This window comes from Pseudomonas caspiana, from assembly GCF_040224095.2.
Taxonomy (GTDB): Bacteria; Pseudomonadota; Gammaproteobacteria; order Pseudomonadales; family Pseudomonadaceae; genus Aquipseudomonas; species Aquipseudomonas caspiana.
This window is the reverse complement of the sequence record NZ_CP167995.1, coordinates 1,863,845-1,881,278: the sequence shown is the minus strand read 5'-3', so window position 1 is coordinate 1,881,278 and position 17,434 is coordinate 1,863,845. Positions and strand designations below refer to the sequence as shown.

General features: G+C 56.5%; 22 protein-coding genes and 1 other RNA gene. 13 read left to right on the top strand and 10 right to left on the bottom strand.

Features of this window, described 5'->3' with window-relative positions; translation table 11 throughout:
- Window positions 1–237 precede the first annotated feature (237 nt).
- Genes ABRP31_RS08595 through ABRP31_RS08585 form a run of 3 tightly spaced genes read left to right on the top strand, consistent with a single transcriptional unit; the run spans window position 238 to window position 1,550 of the window.
- Window positions 238–543, top strand: a complete 306-nt coding sequence (locus ABRP31_RS08595) for an NIPSNAP family protein (protein ID WP_349970562.1) — start codon at window positions 238–240, stop codon at window positions 541–543.
- A 38-nt stretch (window positions 544–581) separates the two neighbouring features.
- Window positions 582–1,100: an AAA family ATPase gene (locus tag ABRP31_RS08590; protein WP_349970561.1), complete on the top strand. Its 519-nt coding sequence runs from the start codon at window positions 582–584 to the stop codon at window positions 1,098–1,100.
- A 15-nt stretch (window positions 1,101–1,115) separates the two neighbouring features.
- Complete coding sequence (locus ABRP31_RS08585; RefSeq protein WP_349970560.1) at window positions 1,116–1,550, top strand: GFA family protein; 435 nt, start codon at window positions 1,116–1,118, stop codon at window positions 1,548–1,550.
- A 4-nt stretch (window positions 1,551–1,554) separates the two neighbouring features.
- On the opposite strand, the gene ABRP31_RS08580 is transcribed toward ABRP31_RS08585, so the two are convergent.
- Complete coding sequence (locus ABRP31_RS08580) at window positions 1,555–2,025, bottom strand: GNAT family N-acetyltransferase (protein WP_372489346.1); 471 nt, start codon at window positions 2,023–2,025, stop codon at window positions 1,555–1,557.
- Between the two features lie 212 nt (window positions 2,026–2,237).
- On the bottom strand, window positions 2,238–3,119 hold the full coding sequence (locus ABRP31_RS08575; RefSeq protein WP_349970664.1) for an alpha/beta hydrolase: 882 nt from the start codon (window positions 3,117–3,119) through the stop codon (window positions 2,238–2,240).
- Between the two features lie 285 nt (window positions 3,120–3,404).
- Between ABRP31_RS08575 and ABRP31_RS08570 the strand changes: the two genes are divergently transcribed.
- The 3 genes from ABRP31_RS08570 to ABRP31_RS08560 all read left to right on the top strand — a co-directional run bounded on the left by ABRP31_RS08570 (window position 3,405) and on the right by ABRP31_RS08560 (window position 6,083).
- On the top strand, window positions 3,405–4,316 hold the full coding sequence (locus ABRP31_RS08570; protein ID WP_349970559.1) for a LysR family transcriptional regulator: 912 nt from the start codon (window positions 3,405–3,407) through the stop codon (window positions 4,314–4,316).
- A gap of 140 nt (window positions 4,317–4,456) precedes the next feature.
- Window positions 4,457–5,047, top strand: a complete 591-nt coding sequence (locus ABRP31_RS08565) for an NAD(P)H-dependent oxidoreductase (protein ID WP_349970558.1) — start codon at window positions 4,457–4,459, stop codon at window positions 5,045–5,047.
- A 244-nt stretch (window positions 5,048–5,291) separates the two neighbouring features.
- Window positions 5,292–6,083 (top strand): N-acetylmuramoyl-L-alanine amidase, encoded by a 792-nt coding sequence (locus tag ABRP31_RS08560; protein ID WP_349970557.1) that lies wholly within the window; start codon window positions 5,292–5,294, stop codon window positions 6,081–6,083.
- A 127-nt stretch (window positions 6,084–6,210) separates the two neighbouring features.
- On the opposite strand, the gene ffs is transcribed toward ABRP31_RS08560, so the two are convergent.
- An RNA gene (ffs, locus tag ABRP31_RS08555) (signal recognition particle sRNA small type) lies at window positions 6,211–6,307 on the bottom strand.
- A 462-nt stretch (window positions 6,308–6,769) separates the two neighbouring features.
- Between ffs and ABRP31_RS08550 the strand changes: the two genes are divergently transcribed.
- Both ABRP31_RS08550 and ABRP31_RS08545 read left to right on the top strand, forming a co-directional pair.
- On the top strand, window positions 6,770–7,045 hold the full coding sequence (locus ABRP31_RS08550; protein ID WP_087267156.1) for a hypothetical protein: 276 nt from the start codon (window positions 6,770–6,772) through the stop codon (window positions 7,043–7,045).
- A 52-nt stretch (window positions 7,046–7,097) separates the two neighbouring features.
- Window positions 7,098–7,583: a GNAT family N-acetyltransferase gene (locus ABRP31_RS08545; RefSeq protein ID WP_349970556.1), complete on the top strand. Its 486-nt coding sequence runs from the start codon at window positions 7,098–7,100 to the stop codon at window positions 7,581–7,583.
- 137 nt (window positions 7,584–7,720) lie between these two features.
- On the opposite strand, the gene pyrF is transcribed toward ABRP31_RS08545, so the two are convergent.
- Window positions 7,721–8,422: an orotidine-5'-phosphate decarboxylase gene (gene pyrF, locus ABRP31_RS08540; RefSeq protein WP_167384334.1), complete on the bottom strand. Its 702-nt coding sequence runs from the start codon at window positions 8,420–8,422 to the stop codon at window positions 7,721–7,723.
- 281 nt (window positions 8,423–8,703) lie between these two features.
- On the opposite strand from pyrF, the gene eat reads away from it, so the two are divergent.
- Window positions 8,704–10,068 carry an ethanolamine permease gene (eat, locus tag ABRP31_RS08535; protein WP_087267150.1) on the top strand — a complete coding sequence of 455 codons (1,365 nt, stop codon included), beginning with the start codon at window positions 8,704–8,706 and terminating at the stop codon, window positions 10,066–10,068.
- Window positions 10,069–10,153: 85 nt separating this feature from the next.
- On the top strand, window positions 10,154–10,321 hold the full coding sequence (locus tag ABRP31_RS08530) for a DUF2897 family protein (RefSeq protein ID WP_122664846.1): 168 nt from the start codon (window positions 10,154–10,156) through the stop codon (window positions 10,319–10,321).
- Window positions 10,322–10,360: 39 nt separating this feature from the next.
- Here the strand turns inward: ABRP31_RS08530 and ABRP31_RS08525 are convergent, their stop codons facing one another.
- Together ABRP31_RS08525 and ABRP31_RS08520 are read right to left on the bottom strand one after the other, a co-directional pair.
- Window positions 10,361–11,185, bottom strand: a complete 825-nt coding sequence (locus ABRP31_RS08525; RefSeq protein WP_087267386.1) for a transporter substrate-binding domain-containing protein — start codon at window positions 11,183–11,185, stop codon at window positions 10,361–10,363.
- 86 nt (window positions 11,186–11,271) lie between these two features.
- Window positions 11,272–11,895 (bottom strand): TetR/AcrR family transcriptional regulator, encoded by a 624-nt coding sequence (locus tag ABRP31_RS08520; protein ID WP_349970555.1) that lies wholly within the window; start codon window positions 11,893–11,895, stop codon window positions 11,272–11,274.
- A gap of 270 nt (window positions 11,896–12,165) precedes the next feature.
- Between ABRP31_RS08520 and ABRP31_RS08515 the strand changes: the two genes are divergently transcribed.
- The 3 genes from ABRP31_RS08515 to ABRP31_RS08505 all read left to right on the top strand — a co-directional run bounded on the left by ABRP31_RS08515 (window position 12,166) and on the right by ABRP31_RS08505 (window position 13,330).
- Window positions 12,166–12,366, top strand: coding sequence for a biotin/lipoyl-binding protein (locus ABRP31_RS08515; protein ID WP_372489345.1), 201 nt, complete (start codon window positions 12,166–12,168; stop codon window positions 12,364–12,366).
- A 51-nt stretch (window positions 12,367–12,417) separates the two neighbouring features.
- Window positions 12,418–12,960 carry an exonuclease domain-containing protein gene (locus ABRP31_RS08510; RefSeq protein WP_349970554.1) on the top strand — a complete coding sequence of 181 codons (543 nt, stop codon included), beginning with the start codon at window positions 12,418–12,420 and terminating at the stop codon, window positions 12,958–12,960.
- Between the two features lie 88 nt (window positions 12,961–13,048).
- Entirely contained in the window at window positions 13,049–13,330 is a 282-nt protein-coding gene (locus ABRP31_RS08505) for a pyrimidine/purine nucleoside phosphorylase (protein WP_087267139.1), read from the top strand.
- A gap of 103 nt (window positions 13,331–13,433) precedes the next feature.
- Here the strand turns inward: ABRP31_RS08505 and ABRP31_RS08500 are convergent, their stop codons facing one another.
- The 4 genes from ABRP31_RS08500 to ABRP31_RS08485 are packed head-to-tail and all read right to left on the bottom strand — an operon-like array spanning window position 13,434 to window position 17,420.
- On the bottom strand, window positions 13,434–14,444 hold the full coding sequence (locus ABRP31_RS08500; protein ID WP_349970553.1) for a lysylphosphatidylglycerol synthase domain-containing protein: 1,011 nt from the start codon (window positions 14,442–14,444) through the stop codon (window positions 13,434–13,436).
- The gene (clsB, locus tag ABRP31_RS08495) at window positions 14,441–15,724 is read right to left on the bottom strand and encodes a cardiolipin synthase ClsB (RefSeq protein ID WP_349970552.1); all 1,284 of its coding nucleotides are present in this window, start codon (window positions 15,722–15,724) and stop codon (window positions 14,441–14,443) included. The genes ABRP31_RS08500 and clsB overlap by 4 nt, the downstream gene beginning before the upstream one ends.
- Window positions 15,721–16,506, bottom strand: a complete 786-nt coding sequence (locus ABRP31_RS08490; protein ID WP_372489344.1) for an endonuclease/exonuclease/phosphatase family protein — start codon at window positions 16,504–16,506, stop codon at window positions 15,721–15,723. The genes clsB and ABRP31_RS08490 overlap by 4 nt, the downstream gene beginning before the upstream one ends.
- Complete coding sequence (locus tag ABRP31_RS08485; protein WP_349970551.1) at window positions 16,503–17,420, bottom strand: DUF72 domain-containing protein; 918 nt, start codon at window positions 17,418–17,420, stop codon at window positions 16,503–16,505. Before ABRP31_RS08485 ends, ABRP31_RS08490 begins: the two co-directional genes overlap by 4 nt.
- Window positions 17,421–17,434: the final 14 nt, after the last annotated feature.

The following is a 17,434-nucleotide window of genomic DNA, read 5'->3' as shown; positions in this document are numbered from 1 at the left end:
AGTCGCGAAAACGAAAAACGTTAGATACAGATGCAACACCAAAACGGCATACACAGAGTGGGAGCACTTGAACAAATCCAGCGGCGTTAACCCTGCGCATGCTCAGATATCAGGGGGCATGATGATGCAGGGAAACCGACAGCAAGCGACTTTGGCAGTGTTATTTTTCAAGCCGGATTCAGATCAAGACTCAATTATTGATAACCTCCCCTTTTTTAACGAACAAGGACAGCCCGTGTGATTACCTGCCATGTGAAGTACCTGATTGATCCGTATCAAATCCCTGCTTTCGAAAACTATTCGCGCTTATGGATCCGGCTGGTGACGCGCATGGGCGGCTTGCACCATGGCTACTTCCTTCCGGCCGAAGGTGCCAACAACATCGCGTACTGCCTGTTCAGCTTTCCAAGTCTCTCGGACTACGAACGCTATCGCAAAGAAGCGGAAACCGATGCCGAATGCATTGACGCAGTGGCATTGGCAGTGGAGAAGAAATTCATCGTCAGCTATGAGCGCAGCTTTATGCGCCCCGTGCTCGATTGATACTTGGCGCGAATTGTCACCTCACACCAGGACACCCAATGCTCATTGTCTTCAGCGGCCTTCCCGGAACGGGTAAAACGACTATTGCGCGTGAACTCGCCAGGCAAATACCTGCGGTGTACCTGCGTATTGATACGATCGAGCAAGCCATCCGCAACTCCGGCGAGCTTGCACAGGATGTTGGTCGCAGCGGATACAGGGTTGCGAACGCTCTTGCGCTGAGCAACCTTCAGCTTGGCAGTAAGGTGGTTGTTGATTGCGTTAACCCGGTAACGGAAAGCCGAAATGTCTGGAGTGAAGTTGCCGCACAGACGGGTATTCAGCTAGTGAACATTCAAGTGGTTTGCTCTGATAAACAGGAACATCAGCGCCGGGTTGAAACCAGGCAAAGTGACATTTGCGGGCTGACTCCACCTACCTGGCAATCTGTATTGAGCCATGAATATGAAGCCTGGGATGAAGCTCCGTTTACGATCGACACGGCGGTAACGTCTGCGACCGAGGCAGTGGCAATAATCACCCGGCAATTTTTATCGAATGATCATCAGGCTCGTTAATAAGGGAATGTACAAATGCTGACAGGACAATGCCTTTGCGCAACCGTGGTTTTTTCCCTGAGAACAGAACCGCTTTCTTTCTATCGATGCCACTGCTCCCTCTGCCGAAAGCAAACGGGCACAGGTCATAACTGCGCGACAATCGTGCCTGAATCCAGTTTCCAATGGGAGGCCGGACAGTCTGAAATCAGCACATGGCTCAAACCCAGCGGCTACAGAAATGATTTCTGCAAACACTGCGGTTCAACAGTCCCCAATGCCTTGCGCGGCTCGCCGTATATGTGGATTCCTTTGGGTCTGCTGAATTCGCAAGTCCAAGCCATGAAATGCATTGGCGATTATTGCCTGAGCGACGCGATGCAATGGGATACGTTGCAGTCTGAAAACGCTTATGACGCCTCGCCTGAATCTTTGGAGTCGCTGCTCGCTGCACTGGGAGCCAAGTGTTGATCGGTCAGCCAGGAGGGTTAAAGCGAACATAGTAATGATCGAACTCGCCACTTTCTAAAAACTGAAAGCCATGACGGACATAAAACCGATTCGAATCGCTCTCTTTGAGTGCCCCGACTTTAATCGGCAGTGCAACAGCATCCGCCTCTTGGAATATCAGCGACAGCACCGCAGCGCCTACACCTGAACCTTGCGCGACCCGCTTCAGGTACAAGTGGTCAAGCAGCAATTCAGCGTCCTGTTGCTTGACCACAACGAAACCAACGCGCTCACCGGACACTTCGATGTAACGCGTATTACCTGCCTCAAAGCCACTGACAAAACGCTCCCGAGCACGCACCGGATCAAATCGCCCTACCCGCTCCAGACTTTCGCGCATGGCTTCAATCCGAATGGCGACCAGGTCGTCCAGATCGCTTTGTTGAACAGGGGTCAAAGTAACGTCGGGACGATGATCAGTTGTGGCAAGCATCATTTGCGGGCTCCAGTCCTTTTGAATTCAAGTTGAAGCGCAGTGCCTTCCAGGTGATCAAGCCTCCCTCAATAACTTCAGAACCCACTGCTGACTCCATGCGCCTATCCGCTTTAAATATCAGCAATCAGCGCAGCGTCAATACTGCATTAAACAGGCGTGCGTTTGAACACCTACGTCCGGTGGACCGCACGCCTGCATAGCACCCAGGCCGCTTACCCCTTCAGCTTGCGCGAGAGAAATTCGCCGATGTACTCAGCAACTTCTGGCGCATGGGTTTCCAGCGCGAAGTGGCCGGCATCCAGCAGATGCACTTCCGCACTCGGGATGTCTTTACGGTACGCCTCAGCCCCCGGCGGGATGAACGCCGGATCATGCTTGCCCCAAACAGCCAGTAGTGGCGGCTGATGTTTGCGCAGGTACGCCTGAAATGCAGGGTAGGCCGCAACGTTAGTGCGGTAATCGAGAATCAGGTCCAGCTGGATTTCTTCTGCGCCGGGCCGTGCCATGTACAGGATGTCGAGGTTATAGCCGTCCGGGGAAAGCTTTTGCGGGTTGGCACCCGTGCCATATTGCCAGTCACGGATTGTCTGCGGTGATAACGATGGGCGGCAGGCCTCGCGATTGGCGGCGGACGGATCGCGCCAATAGGCTTGCCACGGGTCCCATTGATCGCTGAAGCCCTCCAGATAGGCGTTGCCATTCTGGCTGATAATCGCCGTCACCTTCTCTGGGTTTGCAGCGGCAAGACGCAAGCCGGTTGGCGCACCGTAGTCGAATATGTACAGCGCGTACTTCTTCAAACCCAACGCCTCGGTGAAGCCCTCGATCACTTTGTAGAGATTCTCGAAGGTGTACGCGAACTGCCCGCGTTGCGGCGCTTTGGTGTTACCGAAACCGGGCAAATCCGGGGCGATCAAGCGGTACTGGCTAGCCAGTAACGGCATCAGATCACGGAACATGTGGCTCGCTGTCGGAAAGCCGTGCAGCAGCAAAAGCACCGGGGCGTCCTTGGGGCCAGCTTCACGGTAGAAGACCTCTACCTCACCCACTTGCTGCGTGTGATACGTGACGCGCAAAGCATCATCGAGTGCCATATCGTTTCCCTTGGTCGCAGGACCTTTGATGGATGAAGCAGCGCTCACAAAAGAAGCACCGATAGCAGAAGCGGCGCCTACCGCAGACGCCTGCAAAACCTTGCGCCGGCTGATGCCAAACGCTGGATCGGAATTGTTCATGACAAGAACCCACTCTGGATGAAGTGAGCTCAATGCTATTCATTGAGTAAGGTGTAGAGAATGACCAGCCAACTCAATTGACCATTTCCGTTTCTGCAATGCTGGTAGGATCTCTGGCAAGTCACATCACGCGGTGAGCGGTATATGGATCGGATTCAGGAGATGACGCTTTTTGCTGCTTTGGCCGAGCAAACCAGCTTTGCCGGGGTGGCTCGCCATGTCGGGCTGTCCACGGCCACGGTCACACGGGCCGTGGCCAGCCTCGAAAGCCGTCTGGGGGTGCTGCTGGTTGTGCGCAACACGCGCAATATGCGGCTCACCGAAGCGGGACAACGGTTCGCCATTGATTGCCGCCGTTTACTTGCCGACCTCAATGAGGCGGAAAACGCAGCGGGCGGGCTGCATGCGGTCCCGGGTGGACTACTGACGGTGACCGCGCCACAGATGTTCGGCGCGCTGCATGTCACTCCACTGATGACCCGGTTTCTCAGTCGACATCCGACCGTAGAGATTCGCGCCATTCTGGTTGACCGGGTCGTGTCCATGCTGGATGAAGGCGTTGATGTGGCCGTACGCATTGGCACGCTGCCCGACTCATCGTTGACAGCTATCCCCGTCGGCAGCGTACGCCGCATGGTCTGCGCTTCCCCTGCCTATCTGGCCGAACATGGCACCCCGCAGCATCCGGATGACCTGCGGCAGCACGCGACCATCTCGACCTCCGCAGCAGAACGGCCCCCTCAATGGCAGTTTCGAATAGATGGGCACGACTACTCGGTGGACGTGGGCTCAAGGCTCAGCCTGACGTCATTTCAGGCTGCGATCAGAGCAACCGTTCAGGATTGGGGGCTGACCCAAGTGCCGCACTATCAGATACGCGAACACCTGCAGGGCGGAAAGCTCGCATGCGTGTTGCAAGCATTTGAAATCGCACCGGAGCCGGTACATGTGGTGTACCTCGAAGGCCGCCGAGGCTCCTCGAAGGTGCGCTCATTCGTGGATTTTTGTGTTGAGGCGTTGCGGGAGGATCTACGTTTTGAGGCGGGTGCTGCGTGACGGTGGACTGAAACGATAAAAATATCGTGGCCTAAACGGCCTGTTTTTTAGCTACCCCGCTCCAGCGACTAGGCTGAACGAAACTCAAATGACCTTTTTTCCGAAGATCGTTTCGTAACGCTACCCTTGGAGCCCCGACCATGACCGACACCCAACCTCTGACCATCGCTGTATTGCTAGGCTCCGTACGCAGTGACCGTCAAGGCATCAAAGCCGCACGCCTGCTTTTGAGCGCCCTTGAGCAGCGCGGCCACGAAGCCGTCCTGGTCGACCCCATGATGACGCGCCTGCCTCTGCTGGACCGGATGTACAAGGAATATCCAGCCGGACAAGCACCAGCAGAACTGGAACAACTCGCTACCCTTTACCGCCGCGCCGATGGATTTCTGCTGGTCAGCGCCGAATACAATCACGGCGTCCCACCGGCACTGAAAAACCTGCTCGACCACTTTCTGGAGGAATACTTCTGGCGTCCCTCGGCGATCACTTGTTACTCAGCAGGAGGTTTTGGCGGAGTACGGGCGGCGATGCAACTGCGCATGATCGTGGGAGAACTGGGCATGCCGAGCATCCCCAGCCTGTTTTCCATCCCCCGCATCGGCGACGCCCTGGCGGATAACGGACAGCCTACAGAAGCGCGCACGCTGAAACAGATGAACCGGTTTCTCGACGAGTTCGAGTGGTATGCGCGGGCGTTGAGGGATCAGCGGGCGAAGGGGACGCCTTATTGAGGGTGCGTCTCTTGAGGGATCGTGGCATAGAGTTTGACGGCGAAGATAATCAACTGTAGGAGCTGCCGAAGGCTGCGAAAGCGGTATGTCATTAATTACCGATTCGCAGCCTTCGGCAGCTCCTACAGAGAGCGTGCGGATATCTTAAACACCCAAAAAACCGACATGTAGTACATACCTAAAGCCATCCAAAAACCGCTCGATGCTAGCGTGATTTCTCATTCACGCTCTGCAGGATTCACCGATGTACGCTATCGATTACAACAGCTACCGCGCCACCAAAAGCTTCAATCACCGCACCCGTTTTCTGGTCATGCACTACACGGCCTGTAACTTCCGACAATCAGTTGCTGCGCTCACAGGACCCTCGGTCAGCGCGCATTATCTCGTCCCGGACCCAAGCGATAAAACCTACACCGACGCGGATTTCACCGATATGCGCATCTTCAACCTCGTCGATGAAGGCGAACGCGCATGGCATGCAGGCGTCAGCGGATGGGCGAAGCGTTACAACCTAAACGACACAGCCATCGGAGTAGAAATCGTTTATGTGGCCACCGAAGACAAAGGTGCTTTCACTTTCCCGCCCTATAACCCCACGCAGATAGATGCCGTCAAAGAGCTGGCAAAAAACATCCTTCAACGCTATCCCGATATCACACCGGTTAACGTGGTCGGCCACAGTGATATCGCCATCGGCCGTAAAAGCGACCCTGGCGCTGCATTCCCCTGGAAAGAACTTCACGATGCCGGTATTGGCGCGTGGTACGACGAAGCAACCAAACAAAATTATCAAACGCAGTTCAGCGGCGCCCTGCCCGCCAAAGCAGACATGGTCGCGAAACTAGGCCGTTATGGGTATGACTCAGATACTGCGGGGACAGACAGCGGTTACAGGAATCTGATCCGGGCATTCCAGCTGCATTTCCGCCCGCAAAAATATGACGGAGTGGTGGACGCTGAAACGGCGGCCGCGCTGTATGCGTTGGTGGACAAGTATTTCCCGAAGAAGATGACGAAGCAGATATATGTGTGAAGCGATTGAGGTTTAAACAGATTCGCAGACGACGCAGCACGATATTCAGGAAACCCTGAACACTGATCAAAAACCGGATTTTTTACAGATACCCGCCAGAGCTGGCGAGTTAAAAGATAGGTGGTAACCCCACCAGCCACACCCCGGCACACAATGTTCCCGCTGTGGCTGCTTCCTTCCGGATCTGACCAGGTTCACGGGTAATCGTTGCGGGGGGACCGATGGGGTCACCATAACGACACTCACCTGTCGGCGAGCCGCGCCATTGTACCGGTCTTGCGCGAAGTTACAACCCGTAATGCCGGATAAAAATTCGATAGGGCTCAAGCACTTGTGTGCCGGGGGTTGGGTGGGTTGCAGCGCTCGGGATCGGGGCTTATAGTCGCGCCGTCGCTGCACATCAGCGATCGGGTGTGGAAGCCCGGCTGGACCAGGAACGCAAAGCTCATAGCAGCATCGCAGGCATTTACGTGCCCGATTGCAACGTTATGGCGGCTGTGCGTTGGGGCATCTTCGGGTGCGCCGGGTTTCCTGGACCGGTCTTCCACACCTGCGCACAGCTGCCACCCACTCACGTGGAAGTGAGTTTTTGGCAGCTTCGTCTAACTCAGGAAGCTGTAACCAATGTTCAAAATCACTCCAAATCCCCCTGCCCCACCTGCCCCATCCGTTCCCGGAGGTGCAGCATGAGTCGCTTCCTTCCGCTCAAGAGCAACAACACAGACACACCGGTGATGCACATCGACAGCCATGCGCCGCTGGATTTTCTGTTTGCCAGTGCTGACCGGCGCATTCGCATGGCGCGCTATCTGCTGGAAACACTGGACGGTGCCGATGAGTGCGATGTGCGTTGCATCGCCAATGCCGCGCTGATGTTGCTGAGCGATGGTTGCGATGCACTCACGGTTGTCGAGAAGCAGATATTTAGCCCGCCCTCTCCATGCACTTCTGTCAGACACTGAGCCATACTGCGCACCGCCTACTTTTCTTGTCAGACGGTGCGATTTAGCAGTGATGAATACGCAAGTTGTGAGCTACGAAACCCTCAACGAAACACAGCGCCAACAGCTGGATGCTCTGGAGATTTTGCCGCAGCAGCTGCCGTTTTCCGGGGATATCTACTGCGCGCTGAATACGTTGCTGGTCCGCCCCAGTCCGAATATTCAAGGTGTGGCGCTGTTGGTGGACGACAAGCCGGTGGGTTTTTTATTGCTCAAGCGTGGGGAGTTTTTGCCGCACTGGGCGGTGGAAGGTTCAGCGACGCTGCATGCGCTGCAGATTGATCATCGGGTGCAGGGTAAAGGCTTGGGCAAAGTGTTTTTGCAGGGCTTGCCAGAGATAGCGCGCGCGACGTGGCCGGATATCGGGCAACTGATGTTGTCAGTGGATGCGGACAATGTGGCGGCGCGAAATTTGTATGTCGGCCAGGGCTGGGTGGATACCGGTGAGGCGTATAAGGGGCGGATCGGGTATGAGCGGCGGTTGGTGTTGGGCTTGTAGATCGAGCGCTTAGGTGAGTCAGGTAGACCGAGGCGCCTGCATCGCTGGCAAGCCATGCTCCCACAGGAAGTCGCATTCCCCCTGTGGGAGCATGGCTTGCCAGCGATAAGGTCGCCTCGGTTTCAAGCGAATTGCTGTTAAAGCCCCAACTCAGCCACAACCGCTTCCAGCGCCTTGGCCGGGTCGGCCGCCTGGCTGATCGGGCGGCCGATGACGAGATAATCGGAGCCTGCGTCCAGCGCCTGACGCGGGGTCAGGATGCGGCGTTGGTCGTCCTGGGCGCTGCCGCTTGGGCGGATGCCGGGGGTGACCAGTTGCAGCGTCGGGTGGGCAGCTTTCAGCGCCTGAGCTTCCAGTGCGGAACACACCAGACCGTCCATGCCAGCCTTTTCAGCCAGCGCAGCCAGACGCAACACTTGTACCTGCGGGTCGACGTCCAGACCGATGCCAGCCAGGTCTTCGCGCTCCATGCTGGTCAGCACGGTCACGCCGATCAGCAGCGGTTGCGGGCCGGTGCGCTGGTCGAGCACTTCACGGCAGGCCGCCATCATGCGCAGGCCACCCGAGCAATGCACGTTGACCATCCACACACCCATCTCGGCCGCAGCTTTCACAGCCATCGCGGTGGTGTTGGGGATATCGTGGAATTTGAGGTCCAGGAATACTTCAAAACCCTTGTCGCGCAGGGTTTCGACGATGTCCGAAGCGCAGCTGGTGAACAGCTCTTTGCCGACTTTGACGCGGCACAGCTTGGGGTCCAGCTGGTCAGCCAGTTTCAAAGCGGCGTCACGGGTCGGGAAATCCAGGGCGACGATGACAGGAGTCTGGCAGGCGGACATGAGCGGGTTCTCTGGTAGGTCGAAATCGGCGCGCATTGTATCCGAACCTTACAGCAGACGGTAATCGAACCGCTGTACTGAATCGATTCTCCCCAATGAATACGCCCTAAAGCGGACATTACAGCGCCCTGCCCGCACCAAAGCTGCCCCCACTTGCCCTGCGCAAACGAGAACCGTTCTGCGAACGACGCATTTTGGACCAATACGACTATGGTTCAGTGAGTGGCATGGCGACTGCAACAGGATGTTTCGATGATTCCACAGACTCCAGGGAGCTGCACATGAACACTCAACTCAAGCCCACGCTGGGCACACTCCATTTATGGGGGATCGCAGTGGGGCTGGTGATCTCCGGTGAGTACTTCGGCTGGAGTTATGGCTGGGGCGTTGCCGGAACATTAGGCTTCCTGGTCACATCGCTGATGGTTGCGCTGATGTACACCTGCTTCATCTTCAGTTTTACCGAACTGACTACTGCCATCCCACACGCGGGCGGACCATTTGCCTACAGCCGTCGAGCATTCGGGGAAAAAGGCGGGCTGATTGCCGGGCTGGCGACCTTGATCGAATTCGTGTTTGCGCCCCCAGCCATTGCGATGGCCATTGGTGCGTATCTGAACGTGCAGTTTCCGGCGCTCGACCCCAAGCATGCCGCCGTTGGCGCCTACATTGTGTTCATGACCCTGAACATCCTCGGCGTGAAGCTGGCTGCAACCTTCGAGTTGGTGGTGTGCATCCTGGCGGTGGCCGAACTGCTGGTGTTCATGGGTGTGGTTGCCCCGGCGTTCAGCTTCAGCAACTTCGCGCTTAACGGCTGGGCCGGTTCTGACACCTTTGGTGCGCCGGCAATTGCCGGTATGTTTGCCGCCATCCCGTTCGCAATCTGGTTCTTCCTGGCCATCGAAGGTGCGGCCATGGCGGCTGAAGAAGCCAAAGACCCGAAGCGCACCATTCCAAAGGCTTACGTCAGCGGTATTCTGACGCTGGTGGTGCTGGCCATGGGCGTGATGCTGTTCGCAGGTGGCGTGGGTGACTGGCGCACCCTGTCGAACATCAACGACCCGCTGCCACAGGCAATGAAAACCGTGGTCGGGGAAAACTCCGGCTGGTTGCACATGCTGGTCTGGATTGGTCTGTTCGGTCTGGTGGCAAGTTTCCACGGCATCATCATGGGCTACTCGCGACAGTTCTTTGCGCTGGCCCGGGCTGGTTATCTGCCCTCCTCGCTGGCCAAACTGTCGCGCTTCCAGACGCCACACCGCGCAATCATCGCGGGCGGCCTGATCGGTATTGCAGCGATCTACAGCGATGGTCTGATCAACCTCAACGGTCTGACCCTGACCGCAGCGATGATCACCATGGCGGTTTTCGGCGCCATTGTGATGTACATCATGAGCATGCTCAGCCTGTTCAAACTGCGTAAGACCGAACCAGGTCTGGAACGTACCTTCCGCGCGCCGGGCTACCCGATCGTGCCTGGCATTGCTTTGGCGCTCGCCGTGGTGTGCCTGATTGCGATGGCCTGGTTCAACGCTCTGATCGGCCTGATCTTCCTCGGTTTCATGGTGGTGGGCTTCGTCTACTTCAGCCTGACGGCGCAATCACGCGCCGATGCGCCGGCTGATGCGATGCTCACCGGGCTTTAAATAACCACGCACACAGGGCACAGGACTAGACTTGAACCATTGAGCGGCGCTGCTGCTCAAACGGTTACATAAAAAGGAGAGCCCTATGCCCTGGTATGCCTGGTTAATTCTGCTGGTTGCAATTGGTTCGATCGTGGGCGGTTTGATGGTCTTGCGCCAGTCTGCGCAAAAGCTGCCACTGACCGACGAGCAACTCAAACGCGTCCACGAGCGCAATGCCGAGATGGATGCCAAAGAGGCCAAAGATCGCTAGAACAGAAAAGACGGTGCCAACAAGCACCGTCTTTTTCGTTTAGCGTGTTGCGTGATTAGGCTCGGTTGCCACGGCCCGATTGCTGGTCAGTGGCAGTACGGCTATTCGATAAGGCTGGAAAATCTTCAGCATCTGCCCGTTATCGCGCAGTTGCTGCAGCAGGTCTTCGAATTGCGCGGCACTTATCGGCGATTTCGGACGTAGCAGGGCAAAATGCCGATACGTTTGATCGACCCGCTCCGATACCAGCAACTGAGCAGCTTCGGTGCGGTTGCGCGCCATGAAATCACTGAGGTACGAGCGCGTGACCAGCGCAATGTCGGCGCGGTCACGCATGACCATCAGCAGGTTGCTGTCATGTGAATAGGTCAACGTGGTATCGAAGTGTTCGCTGAGGTACTTCGGATCAGCATTGAACTGCGCAAACGCATAGTGATAGCCACTGAACAGCGCGAGACGCTTGCCCTGCAAGTCATTGAAATAACTCTGCCCCCGGCCCTCGACTTTGCGCGTGACGAAAATTTCCGCATCTTCGAGTTTCATGTCGACCGATTCGTGGGGAATCGTCTGCCAGTCCCACTCGGGATTCTCAAAGATCGCCATGTCGATGCGCCCTTGCTCGAAATCACGAAAGCGACGAGGAATCGACGTCGGCACCAGCACAAACTGATAGTTTTGCTGAGCAGCGTTCAGGGCAGCGACTAGTTCAGGCAGCAAACCGGTGTCTGCGCCTTTTTCCGGTCGGATGGTGTAGGGCGGGAAATGCGCCGCACCGATTTTTACTACTTGTGCAGCACTCACCGGAAATGCCAGCAGTGCTGCGGCGCTTACCAACAAGGCCCGCGAAACCGTTCGCCCAGACAAAAAATCCAAGACTGCGCACCCCTGAAATTGGTCAACCCTAGGTGTTTTTTGGTGTTAAGACTATCAGCAAATAGAGCAATGCAGCCTTAATTGTCCTTAAGTGCCATCATCAAGGCTTCATCGGCCAATTGATCCAGTGTCATGCTGCCTTGCGGTCTGAACCACGTAGTGGTCCAGGACAGCGCGCCCGTCAAAAAGCGCCGGGTGATGAACACATCGCCCTTGATGAAACCGGCTTCCTTAGCCTCGCCCAGTACCTGTAGCCACAACTGTTCGTAGAGATCACGCAACGCCAGAATCTGCGCCTGGCCTTGCGGCGACAATGAACGCCACTCGTAAACCAGCACCGCCATGGCTTCACCGCTCCCCCCCATGATCGACTGCAACTCGCAGCGGATCAGCGCCAGCAACCGCTCGCGCACGGCGTTCGCTTCAGTCAACGCAGCGCGCATCAAGGCGGTGTTGTAGACAATGGTTTCCTCCATCACCGCACGCAGGATCTCGTCCTTGCTTTTGAAGTGATGAAAGATGCTGCCCGACTGGATGCCCACCGCGCTAGCCAGATCGCGCACGGTTGTACGCTCATAACCTTTGTGGCGGAACAGGTGCGCAGAGACCTGCAACAACTTGCCCCGGGCGCTTTGCGGGTCAGTGAGCTGGCCCGCGTCGACCAAATCGCGCATGACCTGTAAAGCTTGCTGCTCGTTCAAGTTCGCTTTCCTCCAGCTCACACACGAAACGCCTGATCCCACTTCCATATCTTGCAGGAGCTGGTGCTGCTCGTAAGCGCCTACAAAATCCAACCGTCTTGCAAAACCCTCCCGCAAGCCCCGCAATCTATGCTTGCTAGCGCAACCGAGCAAGCGCTAGGCCAATAAATAAAGAGTGGAGTCGCAGATCAACGGTCGTCCGAAATCGTTTTCACCACCTCAAAAACCAAGCACTTGCTCGGCAAGCTCGAACAAGCCGGTATCCGCGAGATGTTCAGCAACGCCCCGCTGCCCGCAATGACAGACCGGACGCATGACACCATCGCCAGTCCGAATATTGTCCTTTGGGGCACGATCAGGGCACCGATGGACGGATCGATTGTCGATGTATTAGTCAGCGAGAGCGCAACCGTCAGCCAGGGCCAGTTACTGTTGGTGCTCGAGGTCGCGCCGATAGACGTATCCGGCTGAATGTAGCTACGCTTGGTCCGAATGGATCAATGACTTGGACAGGAGCTTCAGATGCCGCACTGGTTGGTGATTGATCTGGAGGCCACGACCGAAGAAGGCGGCTGGCCTGTAGCAGAAATGGAGATCATCGAAATCGGGGCGACGCTCGTCAATCAGGACGGCCGTGAGCTGGATCATTTCGAACGCTTCGTGCGCCCGGTGCGTCGGCCTCTGCTGACGAGCTTTTGCAAGGAGCTGACTCATATCAGCCAAAGCAACATCGACAGCGCAGCGCCACTGACTACGGTGTGGCCGGCCTTTGAGCGATGGATCAGCCATCATCAGGCACGGGTGGTGGGCTGGGCGAGTTGGGGGAACTATGATCGCCAGCAGCTTGAGCAGGAATGGCGGCAGCACCAACTGACAAGCTTTCTGAGCAGTGTGCCCCACGTGAACCTGAAACAACGCTTCGCCAAAGAGCGCCACCTGCAACGCCCTTTAGGGCTGAACGGCGCGCTGCAACTGGCCGGCATGCAATTTCACGGTCAACAGCACCGCGCTCTGGTGGATGCTCGAAACACGGCACGCCTGCTGCCGCTGATTCTTCCCAACTGAATGGCACGCGCGTTCTAAAGCGGGTGACGAGGAGAATTCGCTTCGGCATACTGGCCGCCCAATTTTCAGCCCTTATCGAGGAATCGCCATGTTCAAAGTCAACGAGTACTTCGACGGCACTGTTAAATCCATTGCATTCACTCAACCTGAAGGGCAAGCCACAATTGGTGTCATGGCCGCGGGTGAATACGAGTTCGGTACTGCGCAACGGGAAATCATGCACGTCATTTCCGGCAGCCTGAGCGTAAAGCTGCCAGATAGCACTGATTGGGAAACCTTCGAGACCGGCAGTCTTTTCAACGTACCGGCCAATAGCAAGTTCCAGCTGAAAGTCGCTGTGGACACGGCTTATCTTTGTGAGTATCGCTGAGGCTGTTGCTCCACACGCCTGATTGCACGGCACCCGAGCCTGAACGGCAACGCTGAAAATGCGCCGGGTGCCTAGCGATCAAACACGCTCGACAAGCAGTTGATCATCCCTCCCCGGATTGCGCCTGATTCCTCTCCCCCATCTTCTTGCTGCGCTTCTCAAGCACCAGATAAACCACTACGGCAATCATCAGCGGCAGCAGGAAATAAATGGCGCGATAGCCAATCAACGCCGCCAATAACGTGCCTTTGGAAAACTGGCCCTGCAGCAGGGTGATAAACACCGTTTCCAATACCCCGAGCCCCGCCGGAATATGGGTGATGACGCCCGCGATACTGCTGATCAACAGCACCCCGAGGATTGCAGGATAAAACGCCTTCTCAGGCAACAGCGTGTAGATCACCAACGCCATCAGCGACCAGTTCAGCGCGCCAAGGCTCGCTTGCAGCAACGCCTGCTTCAGCGATGGCAAGTTAATTTCCTGTTTACGGATCGTCCAGGAGCGACGCTTGGAGAAGCGGCAGGCCAGCAAATAGGCACCGGACACCAGCAGCAGCGCTACACCGATCAGCCGCAGGGTTCCTGAACCTACCGCCCAGTCCTTGGGCAATTCCAGAAAGCCCATGGAGAAAACGCTACCCGCCAATATCATGTAGCCCAGCCAATTGGTGATCAGGCTCAGACTCAAAACGCGGGTGATGGTCGGCACATCCAGCCCAAGCCGGGAATACAGGCGATAGCGCAAAGCGATCCCGCCGACCCAGGAACTGAGGTTGAGGTTAAACGCGTAGCAAACAAAGGCCACCGGCACGATTTGCTTGATCGCCAGTTTGTGCCCGGTATAAAACCGCGCCAATACATCAAAGCAGCAATAGGTAAGGTAGCTGCACAGCGCAATGACCACGCCCAAGGCCAGGGTACTGAACTTGTAGGACTGCAGCGCCTGCTTTACCTCCTGCCAGTCGAGATTCTTGACCAGCAGAAACAGCAAGACCGGCACGGCAATAAAGAAAAACAGATTGAAGGCACGCTTGGCCCACTTCCATTTGTTGCCATGCTTGTTCTGGACTTTATCCGCTGACGAGTCGGTCGCGGCCTCATAAGACTGGCTCATAACGACTTCTCCTGATCTGATCGCAGGCCCGACTGCAGCGTTTGCGCAACACCGTTCTGCTCGTCCTGAATAACGCTGGCTTCGGGAATCACATCAGCGGTGCGCAGTGGCTTGAGGCGCATGCCGTGAGCCGGGAACAAACCGGCAATAGCCGGAAAGTGTCGCAAGAAGTGAAAGCACAAGAAGATCATCGGCGCGCGCCACCACTGACCGCGCGCGGCGCCCTTCAAGCTCATTTCCTTGCTATGGGCCGCAGCCAGTCCTGTCAGGTGCTCATGCAGATGCTGATTGAGCTGCTGATCGCGAATGAACAGGTTCACCTCAAGGTTCAGCGCAAGGCTTAACGGGTCAAGGTTGCTGGAGCCAACGGTGGACCATTCACGGTCGATCAGCGCGACTTTGCCGTGCAGCGCGCGCTGGGTGTATTCATGAATTTTCACCCCGTCACGTAGCAAGTAGGTGTAGGTCAGTCGCGAACAGACCCGCACGAACGGCATGTCCGGCTGGCCTTGCAGAATCAGCGTGACCTTGACGCCGCGCCGCGCCGCATTGCGCAACTCGCGCAGAAAACGGTAGCTGGGGAAGAAGTAGGCGTTGGCGATGGTGATCCGCTGGGTTGCATTACGAATCGCCAGTAAATACTGCTCTTCGATGTCCGTGGTGTGTTCTTCGTTGTCGCGTTCGCACAACAGCATTCGTGCACTGCCGGCATGTTGGGTCGCCACACGCAAGGCCGGAACCTTGGCTCGCACGCCCTCGCTGAGCAGACGCAAAGCAGAATGATGAATGTCAGCGACGATGGGACCCCGCACCATCACCGCGTAATCCTGCTTGGCGGTCAGCCCGGTGTCGCTCATATGATCGACGCTGTAGTTGATGCCGCCAATGAACGCCAGCTCGCCGTCGATGACCACGACTTTGCGGTGCAGACGCCTGAACAGATTAGTGCGCATGCCCATCAAGCGAGGACGCGGGTCAAAAAGCTGGATATGCACGCCCGCAGCCAACATGCGGCTGACGAACGACTTGCTCAGGTCGGAGGTGCCATAGTCGTCGACCGTGACCACCACATACGCGCCGTTAGTTGCCGCCTGGATCAGCGCCTGTTGCAGCGCCTCGCCAATCCGGTCTTCAAAAATAATGAACGTCTCCAGCAGCACTTCCTTGCGTGCCGCGCGAATACACTCGAAAACCCGGCTGAAATAATCTTCACCGTTAATGAGCAACTCAACCGAGTTGCCTTCCTGCCAGTGCCCGTGGTTATTCGCCTGATCACTCATAAGGTAACCTCCACTGCCAGCGGTGCATGATCTGAAAGATGGGACCACGGACGATTGGACAATACTTTGGGCCGATCGCTCGTGGCATTACGTATGTAAATGCGGTCCAGCCGAAGTAACGGCCAGCGCGCAGGAAAACTTTTCGCGGGAGCGCCGAAGTGCTCAACAAAAACTTCCTGTAACCCCGTGCCCTCCAAGGCTGCATCTGCGCGCTGACGCCAATCGTTGAAGTCACCGGCGACGATCACGGCGTCCCCTTCCGGCAACCGGGCCAGCAGCTCTGCGAGCAGCTTTAACTGCTGTAGACGATGATGTTCACGCAACCCCAGATGCACGCAGATCGCATGGACCTGACCGTGATGCGGCACCTCCAGGACGCAGTGCAATAACCCGCGCTCCTCTGTGCCGTGGATCGATATGTCGAGGTTCTCGTGATAACTGATCGGGTACTTGGACAGCAATGCGTTGCCGTGGTGTCCATGGGGGTAAACCGCGTTGCGACCGTAGGCAAAGTCGGTCCACATGCTGTCAGCCAGAAACTCGTACTGGGTAGTCGTGGGCCAGCCTTTGACACGCTGCGCATGGTTCTGATGCTCACCATGCACTTCCTGCAAAAACACCACATCGGCAGACACTGTGCGTACCGCGTCGCGTAGTTCGGGCAAAATAAATCGCCGGTTGAGGAAGCCGAATCCCATGTGCATGTTCATGGTCAACACATTCAGGGAAGTACTCGCAGGCGTGGCTGTTCGCACGCCGACTGGCGATGTGGCACTGGTCAAAACTCAACTCCTTGCAGGTCGCCCGGGGACACTTCAAGCCCTTTGACGAGATTGAAGCGCTCCAACAATTGGCGAGCGTCGTACGGCGCACGAACTTTTATGTCGTTATCGAAGTAGCAATAGATGTCTCGGGTCTTGCGTTTCGGACCGTTCGCGGCGCTGACCAACTGCGCATCGTCGGGCTGCGAGCCGTTGCACCACGCGTCTATACGCGTCTGCCAATGTTTGATGGCCTTGTCGCTATAGCCGCTGGCATAGAGTTTCTTGTCGCCATGCAAACGCAAATACACATAGTCGCTGGTCAGGTCTTCGATATACGGCCACTTGCCTGCGGTGTCCGCTATCACCAACGCAATGTTGTATTTGCGTAATAAGGTAATGAACTCCGGGACCTTGAAGCTTGCGTGGCGGATTTCCACCGCGTGACGCACCCGGCCGGTCTTGGGGATTTCCAGATATCCGGGCTTGTGCATTTTTTCGTCACAGCCCGAGGCGCAGTGCTTGGCCTGCTTCATGTCATGGGGCAGCAACGCCAGAAAGTGTTCGAACTTGTCGGCATCGAACTTGAAGCTAGGCGGAAACTGCCAGAGGATCGGGCCGAGCTTGTTCTTGAGCTGAAAAATACCCGATGCAAAGAAGTTTGCGATGGCGTTCTCTACTTCATTCAAGCGCCGCACGTGAGTGATAAAGCGCGGCGCCTTGACGCTGAAGACAAAGTCATCAGGCGTATCGGCATACCAGCCTGCATAACGCTCAGGCGTCTGCAGAGCATAGAACGAGCCATTGATTTCAATGCTGTTGACAGCCCGGGAAGCAAACTTGAGTTCGTTCTTCTGTGTCAGTCCGGGCGGGTAAAAGTCACCCCGCCATGGGACGTAACGCCATCCGGAGATGCCTATGCGGATATCGCTCATGATCGAGGTCCAGT

Bases quoted from the DNA above. Each gene is read 5' to 3' on its own strand.
- ABRP31_RS08590 (WP_349970561.1), top strand. From the start codon at position 582: ATGCTCATTGTCTTCAGCGGCCTTCCCGGAACGGGTAAAACGACTATT.
- ABRP31_RS08585 (WP_349970560.1), top strand. From the start codon at position 1,116: ATGCTGACAGGACAATGCCTTTGCGCAACCGTGGTTTTTTCCCTGAGA.
- ABRP31_RS08580 (WP_372489346.1), bottom strand. From the start codon at position 2,025: ATGATGCTTGCCACAACTGATCATCGTCCCGACGTTACTTTGACCCCT.
- ABRP31_RS08575 (WP_349970664.1), bottom strand. From the start codon at position 3,119: ATGGCACTCGATGATGCTTTGCGCGTCACGTATCACACGCAGCAAGTG.
- ABRP31_RS08570 (WP_349970559.1), top strand. From the start codon at position 3,405: ATGGATCGGATTCAGGAGATGACGCTTTTTGCTGCTTTGGCCGAGCAA.
- ABRP31_RS08565 (WP_349970558.1), top strand. From the start codon at position 4,457: ATGACCGACACCCAACCTCTGACCATCGCTGTATTGCTAGGCTCCGTA.
- ABRP31_RS08560 (WP_349970557.1), top strand. From the start codon at position 5,292: ATGTACGCTATCGATTACAACAGCTACCGCGCCACCAAAAGCTTCAAT.
- ABRP31_RS08550 (WP_087267156.1), top strand. From the start codon at position 6,770: ATGAGTCGCTTCCTTCCGCTCAAGAGCAACAACACAGACACACCGGTG.
- ABRP31_RS08545 (WP_349970556.1), top strand. From the start codon at position 7,098: ATGAATACGCAAGTTGTGAGCTACGAAACCCTCAACGAAACACAGCGC.
- pyrF (WP_167384334.1), bottom strand. From the start codon at position 8,422: ATGTCCGCCTGCCAGACTCCTGTCATCGTCGCCCTGGATTTCCCGACC.
- eat (WP_087267150.1), top strand. From the start codon at position 8,704: ATGAACACTCAACTCAAGCCCACGCTGGGCACACTCCATTTATGGGGG.
- ABRP31_RS08530 (WP_122664846.1), top strand. From the start codon at position 10,154: ATGCCCTGGTATGCCTGGTTAATTCTGCTGGTTGCAATTGGTTCGATC.
- ABRP31_RS08515 (WP_372489345.1), top strand. From the start codon at position 12,166: ATGTTCAGCAACGCCCCGCTGCCCGCAATGACAGACCGGACGCATGAC.
- ABRP31_RS08510 (WP_349970554.1), top strand. From the start codon at position 12,418: ATGCCGCACTGGTTGGTGATTGATCTGGAGGCCACGACCGAAGAAGGC.
- ABRP31_RS08505 (WP_087267139.1), top strand. From the start codon at position 13,049: ATGTTCAAAGTCAACGAGTACTTCGACGGCACTGTTAAATCCATTGCA.
- ABRP31_RS08500 (WP_349970553.1), bottom strand. From the start codon at position 14,444: ATGAGCCAGTCTTATGAGGCCGCGACCGACTCGTCAGCGGATAAAGTC.
- clsB (WP_349970552.1), bottom strand. From the start codon at position 15,724: ATGAGTGATCAGGCGAATAACCACGGGCACTGGCAGGAAGGCAACTCG.
- ABRP31_RS08485 (WP_349970551.1), bottom strand. From the start codon at position 17,420: ATGAGCGATATCCGCATAGGCATCTCCGGATGGCGTTACGTCCCATGG.